At 50.3% G+C, this 10,056-nt stretch carries 20 protein-coding genes; 5 read left to right on the top strand and 15 right to left on the bottom strand.

Annotated features, from left to right (window positions below; genetic code table 11):
• Positions 1-56 precede the first annotated feature (56 nt).
• From OXR61_RS09350 to OXR61_RS09305, 10 genes are all read right to left on the bottom strand, one after another.
• Positions 57-278 carry a hypothetical protein gene (locus OXR61_RS09350; protein ID WP_267411917.1) on the bottom strand — a complete coding sequence of 74 codons (222 nt, stop codon included), beginning with the start codon at positions 276-278 and terminating at the stop codon, positions 57-59.
• Entirely contained in the window at positions 268-612 is a 345-nt protein-coding gene (locus OXR61_RS09345) for a hypothetical protein (protein WP_267411916.1), read from the bottom strand. The genes OXR61_RS09350 and OXR61_RS09345 overlap by 11 nt, the downstream gene beginning before the upstream one ends.
• Positions 605-1,012, bottom strand: a complete 408-nt coding sequence (locus tag OXR61_RS09340) for a hypothetical protein (RefSeq protein ID WP_267411915.1) — start codon at positions 1,010-1,012, stop codon at positions 605-607. The genes OXR61_RS09345 and OXR61_RS09340 overlap by 8 nt, the downstream gene beginning before the upstream one ends.
• Positions 1,012-1,521 carry a hypothetical protein gene (locus OXR61_RS09335; RefSeq protein WP_267411914.1) on the bottom strand — a complete coding sequence of 170 codons (510 nt, stop codon included), beginning with the start codon at positions 1,519-1,521 and terminating at the stop codon, positions 1,012-1,014. The genes OXR61_RS09340 and OXR61_RS09335 overlap by 1 nt, the downstream gene beginning before the upstream one ends.
• Positions 1,522-1,562: 41 nt before the next feature.
• A complete protein-coding gene (locus tag OXR61_RS09330) occupies positions 1,563-1,877 on the bottom strand; it encodes a hypothetical protein (RefSeq protein ID WP_267411913.1) in 315 nt (104 codons plus the stop codon).
• Between the two features lie 26 nt (positions 1,878-1,903).
• Entirely contained in the window at positions 1,904-2,296 is a 393-nt protein-coding gene (locus tag OXR61_RS09325) for a single-stranded DNA-binding protein (RefSeq protein WP_267411911.1), read from the bottom strand.
• The gene (locus OXR61_RS09320; RefSeq protein ID WP_267411910.1) at positions 2,296-2,934 is read right to left on the bottom strand and encodes an ERF family protein; all 639 of its coding nucleotides are present in this window, start codon (positions 2,932-2,934) and stop codon (positions 2,296-2,298) included. Before OXR61_RS09320 ends, OXR61_RS09325 begins: the two co-directional genes overlap by 1 nt.
• A gap of 7 nt (positions 2,935-2,941) precedes the next feature.
• Positions 2,942-3,328: a hypothetical protein gene (locus OXR61_RS09315; RefSeq protein WP_267411908.1), complete on the bottom strand. Its 387-nt coding sequence runs from the start codon at positions 3,326-3,328 to the stop codon at positions 2,942-2,944.
• A 64-nt stretch (positions 3,329-3,392) separates the two neighbouring features.
• Positions 3,393-4,364, bottom strand: a complete 972-nt coding sequence (locus OXR61_RS09310; RefSeq protein ID WP_267411906.1) for a cell envelope biogenesis protein TolA — start codon at positions 4,362-4,364, stop codon at positions 3,393-3,395.
• Between the two features lie 151 nt (positions 4,365-4,515).
• Positions 4,516-4,812, bottom strand: a complete 297-nt coding sequence (locus OXR61_RS09305; RefSeq protein ID WP_267411905.1) for a hypothetical protein — start codon at positions 4,810-4,812, stop codon at positions 4,516-4,518.
• 81 nt (positions 4,813-4,893) lie between these two features.
• On the opposite strand from OXR61_RS09305, the gene OXR61_RS09300 reads away from it, so the two are divergent.
• Entirely contained in the window at positions 4,894-5,031 is a 138-nt protein-coding gene (locus tag OXR61_RS09300; protein WP_346733068.1) for a DUF2256 domain-containing protein, read from the top strand.
• A 13-nt stretch (positions 5,032-5,044) separates the two neighbouring features.
• On the opposite strand, the gene OXR61_RS09295 is transcribed toward OXR61_RS09300, so the two are convergent.
• The 5 genes from OXR61_RS09295 to OXR61_RS09275 all read right to left on the bottom strand — a co-directional run bounded on the left by OXR61_RS09295 (position 5,045) and on the right by OXR61_RS09275 (position 7,731).
• Positions 5,045-5,308, bottom strand: coding sequence for a hypothetical protein (locus OXR61_RS09295; protein ID WP_267411897.1), 264 nt, complete (start codon positions 5,306-5,308; stop codon positions 5,045-5,047).
• Between the two features lie 124 nt (positions 5,309-5,432).
• Positions 5,433-5,921, bottom strand: coding sequence for a hypothetical protein (locus OXR61_RS09290; protein ID WP_267411895.1), 489 nt, complete (start codon positions 5,919-5,921; stop codon positions 5,433-5,435).
• A 63-nt stretch (positions 5,922-5,984) separates the two neighbouring features.
• Positions 5,985-6,302 (bottom strand): hypothetical protein, encoded by a 318-nt coding sequence (locus OXR61_RS09285; RefSeq protein ID WP_267411893.1) that lies wholly within the window; start codon positions 6,300-6,302, stop codon positions 5,985-5,987.
• A 2-nt stretch (positions 6,303-6,304) separates the two neighbouring features.
• Positions 6,305-6,601, bottom strand: coding sequence for a hypothetical protein (locus tag OXR61_RS09280; RefSeq protein WP_267411891.1), 297 nt, complete (start codon positions 6,599-6,601; stop codon positions 6,305-6,307).
• Between the two features lie 422 nt (positions 6,602-7,023).
• Positions 7,024-7,731, bottom strand: coding sequence for a helix-turn-helix transcriptional regulator (locus OXR61_RS09275; protein ID WP_267411889.1), 708 nt, complete (start codon positions 7,729-7,731; stop codon positions 7,024-7,026).
• A gap of 110 nt (positions 7,732-7,841) precedes the next feature.
• Here OXR61_RS09275 and OXR61_RS09270 point away from each other — a divergent pair, with 110 nt between their 5' ends.
• From OXR61_RS09270 to OXR61_RS09255, 4 genes are all read left to right on the top strand, one after another.
• Positions 7,842-8,066 (top strand): helix-turn-helix domain-containing protein, encoded by a 225-nt coding sequence (locus OXR61_RS09270; protein WP_267412142.1) that lies wholly within the window; start codon positions 7,842-7,844, stop codon positions 8,064-8,066.
• Positions 8,067-8,180: 114 nt separating this feature from the next.
• The gene (locus OXR61_RS09265; RefSeq protein WP_267411887.1) at positions 8,181-8,450 is read left to right on the top strand and encodes a CII family transcriptional regulator; all 270 of its coding nucleotides are present in this window, start codon (positions 8,181-8,183) and stop codon (positions 8,448-8,450) included.
• A gap of 34 nt (positions 8,451-8,484) precedes the next feature.
• Positions 8,485-9,177, top strand: a complete 693-nt coding sequence (locus tag OXR61_RS09260; RefSeq protein WP_267411885.1) for a GIY-YIG nuclease family protein — start codon at positions 8,485-8,487, stop codon at positions 9,175-9,177.
• A complete protein-coding gene (locus tag OXR61_RS09255) occupies positions 9,177-10,055 on the top strand; it encodes a hypothetical protein (RefSeq protein WP_267411883.1) in 879 nt (292 codons plus the stop codon). Before OXR61_RS09260 ends, OXR61_RS09255 begins: the two co-directional genes overlap by 1 nt.
• The last annotated feature ends 1 nt before the right edge of the window (position 10,056 follow it).

Here is a 10,056-nt window from a genome sequence, read left to right as displayed (position 1 = left end):
GCGCTCAGAGACGGGAAAGCCTGATGACAGGATGAGTACGAAGCCGATTAGCATGGTCAGGCCTCTGGCTTGCTGTAGAGCGGCTCTGGCTTTCCTGTGAAGCCGTAACTGAGAGCTTCTTCTTCAGTGGCGAATATGTGGCCTGCGATTTCCCAGCAATCCGGCACACTGAACGCCTTACGCAGCGCCAGCAACTCCTTCGCCATTTGCGCCTGCTCCCTCATGGTTTCCTGTGCAGCCAGTATCTCCAGCCGCTCGTTGCTGATTTCATTGGTCATTGCTCGCCTCCGGTGGTGAAGGTTGGGTGTTGAGGCGCTTAACTTCGTCAATGCAATCCGCCCAACCTTCCGCATAATCAATATGAGATTGGTGAGAACCATTCTTCACCTTTAATTCATCCGGCGCCCGCAGCACCGGCGCTGGCGGTGATGTAAGCGCCGCGAGGGCGATTTTTGCCGTCAACACGTCCATCTGATAGCGTGACGTGTTGAACTGTCCAGGCATATGCTTTTCAAGACGGGCAATGTGCCCGGTCTTTAGTCGAATCTCTTCAGTTGCGTGCTGGATCAGCTCCTGCCGCTGCTCCTCAGTCATAGCCGGTAAATTATTCATGGCTGCCATCCTTAATCACTCGATAGGCGATGATGTCCGCCGGAGAATTGTGTCGATGCCAATTCCAGTAACACGCCAATTCTGATGGAATTACCTTTCCGTGACGGAATCTGACTTCCACCTGTACATCAGCCCTAACAGGCCTTTCCCCACCACCCCATTCAATCCAGTCATCCTTACCAGCATTGCCGGGTTCCCAACGAAATGCTGGTGAGATAACTTCATGGACATACGTCCCGCGCTCGTTGAATTGCTCTAGCATTTCCAGGATATCCTCGTCACTTTGCGTATCGCCGTACGAGCCGATGAGAAACATCAATTCAGCCGGTGCGCCGATATTCTGCATCGCGATTACCAACTGTTTGGCAATCTTCATTTTCATGGTGCATGGGTCACTCATCACACACCATCCTTACCAGCATTGCCGGCGCGGAGTTGGGCGGCGAATAAAAGCGCTTGCTCACCCGCATAAACGATCGCAGAGTCATTTTCTTCTTCACCAACCGCGATAGTACGATTTCCGAACATCTCCGCGCCCTCCGCCCGCACCGCGTTCAGGTAAGCGTCAGCGGCTGGGGTTTCCAGTTCCATATTAAGCGGATAGTCGGCATCAATTTCTTCCAGAATGAATTCACCCAGGCGATTGCGACTTTCTGCCATCGCTGACATTTCCGTCACCACCTGATTCATCCTGCTCACCAGTTCCATCACTCCCGCCTGCACCGTATCAGCTTCAATCCCTGCTGATTTAAGCGCTTCCTGTGCTTTGGTGAGGGAGTTAGTGGTGGCGGAGAGTTGCTGCTGCAGTGCGGCGTATTCTTCGTACTTAACCCACTTGCCGCTTAGGCTCTCCATATGACCAGCAACTCCACATTCGGTTGCTAACTTATATCGCTTCACTTCGCTCATCTGAATCCCCTTATTCAATGCCGACCGGGTAAATGCCGGCGTCATTCCTGAATCACGGCACCAAAACGGCCGCGACGTTCTGTTGTGTAATCGCGCCATTCATCAACCGGCCTGGTGACGATGATTCGCGGTAGCGGCGGCATCTTCGACGTTTCCATTGCTATTCGCCGGAGCCGATCGATTTCCTTCAGCTCAGCCTTCCTTGCTGGCGTGAGCAGGCGAGGGTGATCCTTTCCATCTTTGTGTGCTGCTAAGGCCGCCATGACGCCACTCAGCACTTCCTGCTTCCTTCTGGCTATCTCCGCATCGGCTGCATTCAGGCGTGCGAAAGGCGCCGGGTTTACCGGTGATGTCATAGTGGTGGCCTTATTGGTGGGTTAAATCAGAATGGAATATCGGTGTCGTAATCAGGTTCGGTAGATTGACCACGCGATTGCTGCGGCCGACTCTGTTGCTGCCCACTCTGCTTTGGCGGCAGGTCGATATCCCGCACGAGAATGGTTGGAGTCGAAACTTTGGTGCCGTCATCCTTCGTCCATTCGTCCAGAACGAACTCGCCAGTAACGGTGACCTTCGCGCCTTTCAGGATTGATGCCGACAGCTTCTCAGCCATGGCACCGAACATCTTGCACTGCAGCCAGGATGTTTTCTCGTTATCGCCAAAGCCTGATTTGGCCGGCAAAGAGAATGACGAGATGTGCTTTCCATTTGGGGTAACACGCAGAACGGCATCCTTGCCGACATTACCTGCGATTGTGATCGTGTTGATTGGCATTATGCTGTGGCTCCTTCAAGCTCTGATTTTCTGATTTCGTAGACTTCCTTCGCTTTAGCCTGCTCTGGTGTTCCGTCGAGCATCTGCCACGCTTTAGCGAATGCCTGCTTCAGTTCTTCGAGTGTTGCCTTCTTCATCGCTGCTTCAGTGAATGCGGTCAGCGCCGCATCGGGAGCAGGTTTGGCTTTTGGTTGTGGTGCCACATGGTGAACTTCAGCATCTGGATCAACTGCAGTTTCTTCCGTTGGGATGCAGAACGCCTGAAACGCTGCGTACTTATAGGCGATGGACATGGCTTTGTTGGTGGCCTTGTCGCCGCTATCCATGGCTTCACCATATGTCGTAACGGTGTGAACGCTACCGTCTTCTGTGGCAACGAAATCGAACTCAGCCTTAACCACAACGTAAAACAACACGCCGCCTTTTTGCGTGGCTCGCTCAGTTACCGTGCGCTCTGTGATACGCGGAAGAATGACCAGGCCATTCTTAGCCAGCGCTGGAGCCAGTGCGTTATAAACCTGGTCTATGCCGCGAAACTGGAATCCCTGCTGGACGTTTTTTCGATCCTTGCTGATACCTTTCTCAGCCATTTCTTTCGCAACTGCACTGATCGCCTGATAAACCTTTTTTGTTTCCATAAAAACCTCAGAACGGGCATGGCCCGATGAAATATTTCTGTTTCAACTTTTCGCACTTAGCCATGTTCAGCTCTATCTTCATGCGAATGCGATCTCCTGATTTGCGGTACATCAACGCGCTGGCCACGTATGACAACCGGGCAAATTTGCTTATCTGCATCTCAACTTCTGGATTCATGGCTTTCATTTGATAGCTCTCCGTAACAGCTGCATTGCCATTGCCCACTTCGCTTTGTCGCCGAATAAATGGGCTTCGCGTGAAAGCTCCTGCGCTTTCATGAAGTAGCGGTTTTTCATAATGGGTCGCCTTTCTCGTTAAGGGTTCTGGCAATGCGGAGCAGAAGCTCGATGAGTGGACTACGTTTTGGTTCTTCAGATTCAGAGCAGCCAGCAACGGGCCACCCTGCAACGGCGTACGGTTGCATGGCTATTCCTTGGTGTTGGTTAAATTGGGGAAATCAGTAGTTGATAGTGATGGCGCTAATGGTTCCTTTGGCGATCGCAGTGATTACCGCAATGGCTTGCTCTTCGGTCAGCCCGGCATTGGCAATCAGATTGGCTTTGGCCTGATTGTTGATGGCTTTGCGATGCTTCACGTCAGCTGCACGCGCTGCGGCTTCGTCGGCAATGCGTTTCTCTTCAGCCAGGCGGGCATCTTCCGCTGCTTTGGCCTTGCGCTGCTCTTCAGCGATAGCGGCTTGTTTCTCACGCTCTGCCTGATCACGCGCTTCCTGCGCTAAGCGTGCTGTTCGCTCTTGTGCCTCTTTGGCCTCACGCTCTGCACGTTCCTGTGCGGCTATACGATCACGTTCTGCCTGCTCAGCTTTTGCCTTCAATTCTGCTTCGCGCCGCGCTGCTGCTTCGCGTTCCTGCTGCGCTTTCTGTTCAGCCTCAATTTTTGCCTGCTCGACAGCCCGGCGCTTAATCTCTTCTTCGTGAGCAATACGCTGGCGCTCTGCTTCGGCTTTCGCTTCTGCTGCGTCACGGTCGAACTTTTCATTCAGTAGCAGGGCGATCTCATGGTCTGATTCGATTTGCGCTGCCAGCTTCTCAGCGGCAATACGCGCCTCTTCTTCAGCCTTAATTCGCTCCTGTTCAGCCTCCCAGTCGGTGTATGGCTGGCGAGCCTTATCACGCAGCGCATCGAGGCGGTCACGCACAGTCTTGCGGTTGGCGTCGATAAGCTTCGGCACCTCTTTCAACTCTGCGACCAAATCCTTACCCAATCCATCCAGGTAAGATTTTGTCTGTGAAGCGCGGTAGGCCAGTGAAGCGATCTCCTTTCTGCCCTTCGCCGAGGTGACATCCGGCACAAAGGACATAACTTCACGCTCAACCTTCTGAAGAATCTCCTCAATCTGATCAGCTGATTTAAAAACCGTGAGGGCGTTAGCCTTCTCGATAACGACAAGATCCGTTGTTTCGCTCATATTAATTTCCTTCAGGTAAAAAGAAGCCCAGCATTGCGCCGGGCTTAAGGGATGTAACGTTCTCTTTGTTGCTCAAGGGCTCGACTCTTAAGCGTTGGTGACTAGCACCGAAATGCCCTCAGTGAAGGCATTGCGCTGCTGTATCAGATAATCAAGATTCAACCAGCTCTGTATCGTCTGGAACCTGCATAGTCAGCAGCGTGCTATAGCCATGCTCATAAATTGAATATTTGCAGGGCCATTCTGGCACCGGTACGCCTTCATCAACTGGCGATAACCCTATGCTCCACAACCCACTATCAAGATATTGCGCGATGACTAACACTTCGCCCTCGCTTGATTTGAGGTGATACTTGCCGACGTCATTAAAACAACCTATCTCTTCACGTATGGCGCCTTCGCATTCAAACAAATCATCGCTAGCACCATAAAAACGCAGTTCTTTCATCTCTCTCTCCTGTGGTTACTGGCCGCATCGTTGCGACCGCTCTAAATTCATCTAAAATAATCCCTCTGCATCACTTTCCAGATGAGGTGCGTTATGAAGAAAAGTGAACTCCCAACCAAAATATGCACAGTGTGTGGACGACCTTTTACTTGGCGGAAAAAGTGGGAGAAGTGCTGGGATGAAGTGCGTAAGTGCTCGGAGCGTTGCCGGAGGCAGTGAGCGTTGTCAGCTGTTACTGGCCCAGCGCCTTAGCTATCGCTGAATTGGCTGCCTCGCGCTGCTCTGGCGTCAGAATCTTTAACACCTCAGTGTCAGTGGTAACGATGCTTTGCAGCGCCTCAAGCAGCTCCGGAGCAGCAGATGTCAGGTTAGCGTTGGCGATCATCTCTTCTGGATCAAATCCCCAAGATGCCGTCCACGAAATAACGGTTCCATCCTCAGTAGTTACATCAAAATCTTCATCAACTTCCCACCGTCCCGGCGTAAATCCACTCATCTCAAATCCTCGCTATCATCGCCAACCCCATCAGCAACACAGTAACTACCCAGCAGATAATGCAATCTTGTGTGCTCATGGTTTTGGACTTTGTTTAGGTAAAAAGAAACCCGCTCGGGGCGGGTTATGCTGGCTGTTTCATTTGCTCGTTTATCATGTCGATATTGAGCAGGCAGTAAATCGCACATTCAATGTCGTCAGGGGTTAAATCCTTCCCCCGATAATCGTGGTTCAGCCCAACGTGAAAAACTATCGAACCGTGCGAAGGCCCATATCCGTAGGCGCAATCACAGCGCTGGTCGCTCCAGTGTGCATAATTCTTGGTGCCGAAATACTCGTGCTTCAGCGACGTTGCGTTACCTGCTAGATCATCCAATGCATCACGTACACAACTCATCCGTTCAGGTATACCTTTCACGTCACCAAAACTAATAACTACCATGCCGCGCTTCACCATCTCTTCATCAAGGCCAGCGTTAGCAATGTTCATACGCTGAGTGAGGCGAAGAATCTCAGCATCTACATTCTTGATATCCATCTCGTAAACGTCCTGAATCGCCGCCTTCCGTTGCTTTGCTGCGCCCAAATGCTGCGTCAATTCTGTAAGTGTCATACTCACCTCTTATCAGTTCTGCTGCGTCCACGCTGGGTGAACAGCCAATAAAAAGGCTGCGGGTTAGGCAGCCTGATTTGTTCTGTCGATCCGCTCAATTTCGGCAATAAGTAATGCTGCAGCTCGCACTAAATCCTCACGCGGTGACTTTGGTTTCCAGTATTTTTCATCCCACGGCCATATGCTTGGGCATGTTTCTGACTGGTAATTCTCATTATCAAAACTGTGAACCCATCCACGACCCACTACATGCTGTGCATACCCAACAGCAGCAGCAGTCATTTCGTTGTGCGTGTAATTATCATCTCGGTCAGTGGTGTAACCCTCGACCAATTGCTGACGCTGGCGTTCACTGACCACATCTTGAATTGCTTTGCTCATATTCAACCTCTCGCCGTTACGATGTCTTTTGATTTGCGATAGCCAGCTGCGAATTTCGCTACGTCTGGCAAACATGCACTGCCACTCTCATGCTTCTCACGCAGACTAGGCGCTGATGTTGCGCGGGCTACGTTTAAGCTGCATCCGGCGCTGAGCTTGATAAAAGCTGCCTCAATCTTCCGTGCCGTTGATCGGTCAGCATCACATTGAGCTTTGGTTGCTGCGTAATGCTCACCACGTTCACGCATCCGGCGTGATTTGCTGTTTTCTTTTCTGCGTTTAAAGACGATATCTGTCATATCTGCCTCCGTTAATTGGCTTAGGTGATTGGATGGCCGGCACTGATTCCCGGCATAAGGCGCTTGTTCGGCGGCGTCGAGCTTGCTTATTCGCTTGAGCCATCCTCGTTAGTCAGCCACGTCCCACTGCGCATCAGCCTGCGCATTCATCCAATCCCAAAGCCAACCTCACTTTGGCCTACCGCAAGCGGCGGTAGGAGTCTCATTTGTTAAAGAGCGTCGGCGTCCTGCCGGTTGGTGCTGTGCTTCGTGCTGATGTGATAAAGATAACCAAAGTTATGGATTGGGTCAATAACCATGTTTATATAAACTGAGAAATAAGTTATTGGTTACTGATAACTAAGAGAATTTATTTTTGAAAAGCAATAAAAAACCCGGCTCGATGGCCGGGTTTGGTGGGGTTATTACGAATTAAGTGATGTTTACCAACTATGAGATGACCAGAATACTTTCCCGATCACACGAACACTCTTTTGGAATTCTTCTCTTTCGATGATTTCATCGGGATATTCATCGCGATTAATAGACCGGATTATCACTGATGATGGTGTAGCAATGAGCGTCTTCACTCGCAGAAGGTCTGACTGGCATATAGCGTACGTCTTTCCATCACGGATGATGCTGTCCTGCGTGTTAACACCAACCACATCGCCATCATGAAGCGTCGGCTCCATGCTTTGCCCACTTACCCTCACCAGCTTTGCAGCACTCTCAGGAACGCCCATGCGCTTTAAATAGTACCTGCGGAATACAAGTGCGAACTCTGATGACTCTTCTAATTCACAGCTGCCATCACCGGCAGACAAAGAAACATTCAAAAGGGGGATCTCCACAAACTCATCTTCATCCTTGTTCATATCCTCCCATACAACCGCCGAAAGTGATGATTCACGTATGTTGGCTGGTTCAATCCCATAGGTGTACTTCATATCACCCTCACCGGACGACAACCATTCAGGACGCACCTGAAGCGCTGCAGCTATCTCAACAACCTTACGGCTGCTGGAAGCCTTTCCTGATGTCAGCTTCTGAATGGCAGGCTGAGACACACCTGCTTTATCAGCCAGTTGACCTTGCGACAAGCCAGCTTGCTGCATGGCGTAATTGAGACGATCTGCGAATGTTTTCATTCGGCAAATATATAACCCCGGTTATGTGAATTCAAATAACATTGGTTATGGACTAAATGGATAACTTCGGTTATCCTTTGTTTGAATCCATAACCAAAAGAGGCTTAATCATGAATATGGTTATCCAAAAAGCCTTAAGCATAGTTGGCAGCCAGAAACGACTTGCCGATGAGTGTGGTGTTAGCCAGCCAGCAGTTCACAAATGGCTGAAAGGCGGTCTGGTATCACCAGAGAAAGTATCCGCCATTGTTAATGCCACTGGAGGGCAGGTTCAGGCTCACGAAATCCGGCCTGATCTACCGTCCCTGTTCCCTCACCCGGAACAAGCAGCTTAAGTAGCACCGCTCTTTAAAGCTCTGAGATCGCTCCGCCGCTTGTGGAGCACAAACCTAAGTGACTAGCTCACCGCAAAGTCACGCAAACAATTTACTACATGGAAATTATCAATCATGGAACAAGCAAGAAACAGCAAGTTGATCAACGAAGTAGAAACAGAATTACGCAGCCGTCTGACCCACAAAGGGCAGCGCGTTCTGGCTGATGAAGCTGGATGGCACGAATCGAAAGTAAGCCGCTTAAACCTGCGCGATATGGCGACGGTTTTCGTGCTGCTGGAGAAGGTGTGGGAAACGAGCCTGATAGCTGAGGTAGCCCGGCAAGCGGTAGCTGCTGCTATGGGCAAAGAAAAAGCCCCAAACGCGGGAACGTTTGAGGCCTGATGCGAAATGACTGGATCAAATCACAGGGGTAATTATGCACCTAAATGATGTCGAAAGACAACCCGGCGTAATTAAGCAAATGCAGGTTCCTGAGGGGTTTCGCCTTGGCGGATGGGTTTATGTTTTAAGCAACCCTAGCATGCCAAGAATGTTCAAGATCGGCATGACAACAAATAACCCTAAAGCCAGAGCTAAGGAGATATCTTCAGCTACTGGCGTTCCCACGCCTTTTCAAATTGAAGCGTCATTTCATTGCGACAACCCAGCAAAGTCTGAAGCGGCTATTCACAAGGCGCTTTCTGAATGGAGGGTAAGCGAGTCCCGCGAATTCTTCAGTTTGGACCTTGAAGAGATCCTTTATTGCTGTGAAGAGCACTGCCAGGGCAGGGCTGATATGGCAGTTGAGGATATGGCGTTTGAATACAATATCATCTGCTTTGAGAAGCTAACTGAGCTTAACGTATCAGCATTGTTTGATGAGCTTGGCCTCACAACATTTGGCAGCAAGTTAGCCATCGCAGAACGCCTAATCAGATTCGGTTATGAAATCACCTACAACCGATTAATCCAAAACAATCTGTCACTCGTCCTGATCGACGAGAAGGCAATTCCTATCATGAGCGCAGAGCAGCAGCAATTCGAAGAGGAAGAAAGGCAAGTTGCCGAGTATTACCAGAAGCGAGAAGAAGCTGGCATCTGCGGACCATACATACCGGTGGACATCTAATGGCCAGATCTCGAAACATCAAACCAGGCTTTTTCACTAATGATGAACTGGCCGAATGCACCCCAATTGCCCGCCTCTTGTTCGCCGGGCTGTGGACCATTGCAGATAAGGAAGGGCGATTAGATGACCGCCCTAAGAAAATCAAAGCGCTCGTTCTTCCATTCGATAATGTCGATTGCGATGACTGCCTCAAGCAGCTTCACGATCGACATTTCATCAACCGCTACTCAGTAGATGGCAACTGTTATATCCAGATCTCAAACTGGAAGAAGCACCAGAACCCACACTGCAAAGAAGCGGCAAGTGAGATTCCTGAGCCATGCGAAGCACAACCTGAACCGGAAGAAGCACCAGTAAAGAACGGTGCTGAAACGGTTGAAGAACCAGAAAAAAACACCCAACCTGTTGAAATTAATGAGGCACCAGTAGAGCACCATGCAAGTACGGTGCAAGAACCAGTTAAGAACAATTTAAATCCTGCTGATTCCCTTAACCTGATTCCTGATTCCCTTAACCTGATTCCCTATAACACCCAAGCCGCTGACGCGACTTGCGAAGGGGAGGGTCAGGCGACGGTTCATGCCATGTCAGGTCGCTATGCATTCGAAGGAAATATCGTTCGGCTAAATCACAAGGACTACGAAGCCTGGAAGCTGCTTTACCCGAACATCGATCTGAACTACGAGCTGCAAAAGCTGGATATCGAATTCACCCATGATAAGCCAAAAAACTGGTTCATCACCGCCAGCCAGAAGCTCAGCTACCAGAACAAACAAGCCGCATCACGTCCTGTTCAGCCTGTTCGCAGGGCAGTGAACGAAAACTTCGCATCTAAAAACTATGGCACGACTGAGATGCCAGCCTGGATGGAGGGCTAAC

It is taken from the genome of Pantoea sp. GM_Pan_4, from assembly GCF_026541005.1.
Lineage (GTDB): Bacteria > Pseudomonadota > Gammaproteobacteria > Enterobacterales > Enterobacteriaceae > Pantoea > Pantoea dispersa.
The sequence above is the reverse complement of the archived record's forward strand: the minus strand, read 5'-3'. Positions and strand labels throughout refer to the sequence as shown.

Bases quoted from the DNA above. Each gene is read 5' to 3' on its own strand.
- OXR61_RS09350 (WP_267411917.1), bottom strand. From the start codon at position 278: ATGACCAATGAAATCAGCAACGAGCGGCTGGAGATACTGGCTGCACAG.
- OXR61_RS09345 (WP_267411916.1), bottom strand. From the start codon at position 612: ATGAATAATTTACCGGCTATGACTGAGGAGCAGCGGCAGGAGCTGATC.
- OXR61_RS09340 (WP_267411915.1), bottom strand. From the start codon at position 1,012: ATGAGTGACCCATGCACCATGAAAATGAAGATTGCCAAACAGTTGGTA.
- OXR61_RS09335 (WP_267411914.1), bottom strand. From the start codon at position 1,521: ATGAGCGAAGTGAAGCGATATAAGTTAGCAACCGAATGTGGAGTTGCT.
- OXR61_RS09330 (WP_267411913.1), bottom strand. From the start codon at position 1,877: ATGACATCACCGGTAAACCCGGCGCCTTTCGCACGCCTGAATGCAGCC.
- OXR61_RS09325 (WP_267411911.1), bottom strand. From the start codon at position 2,296: ATGCCAATCAACACGATCACAATCGCAGGTAATGTCGGCAAGGATGCC.
- OXR61_RS09320 (WP_267411910.1), bottom strand. From the start codon at position 2,934: ATGGAAACAAAAAAGGTTTATCAGGCGATCAGTGCAGTTGCGAAAGAA.
- OXR61_RS09310 (WP_267411906.1), bottom strand. From the start codon at position 4,364: ATGAGCGAAACAACGGATCTTGTCGTTATCGAGAAGGCTAACGCCCTC.
- OXR61_RS09305 (WP_267411905.1), bottom strand. From the start codon at position 4,812: ATGAAAGAACTGCGTTTTTATGGTGCTAGCGATGATTTGTTTGAATGC.
- OXR61_RS09300 (WP_346733068.1), top strand. From the start codon at position 4,894: ATGAGGTGCGTTATGAAGAAAAGTGAACTCCCAACCAAAATATGCACA.
- OXR61_RS09295 (WP_267411897.1), bottom strand. From the start codon at position 5,308: ATGAGTGGATTTACGCCGGGACGGTGGGAAGTTGATGAAGATTTTGAT.
- OXR61_RS09290 (WP_267411895.1), bottom strand. From the start codon at position 5,921: ATGACACTTACAGAATTGACGCAGCATTTGGGCGCAGCAAAGCAACGG.
- OXR61_RS09285 (WP_267411893.1), bottom strand. From the start codon at position 6,302: ATGAGCAAAGCAATTCAAGATGTGGTCAGTGAACGCCAGCGTCAGCAA.
- OXR61_RS09280 (WP_267411891.1), bottom strand. From the start codon at position 6,601: ATGACAGATATCGTCTTTAAACGCAGAAAAGAAAACAGCAAATCACGC.
- OXR61_RS09275 (WP_267411889.1), bottom strand. From the start codon at position 7,731: ATGAAAACATTCGCAGATCGTCTCAATTACGCCATGCAGCAAGCTGGC.
- OXR61_RS09270 (WP_267412142.1), top strand. From the start codon at position 7,842: ATGAATATGGTTATCCAAAAAGCCTTAAGCATAGTTGGCAGCCAGAAA.
- OXR61_RS09265 (WP_267411887.1), top strand. From the start codon at position 8,181: ATGGAACAAGCAAGAAACAGCAAGTTGATCAACGAAGTAGAAACAGAA.
- OXR61_RS09260 (WP_267411885.1), top strand. From the start codon at position 8,485: ATGCACCTAAATGATGTCGAAAGACAACCCGGCGTAATTAAGCAAATG.
- OXR61_RS09255 (WP_267411883.1), top strand. From the start codon at position 9,177: ATGGCCAGATCTCGAAACATCAAACCAGGCTTTTTCACTAATGATGAA.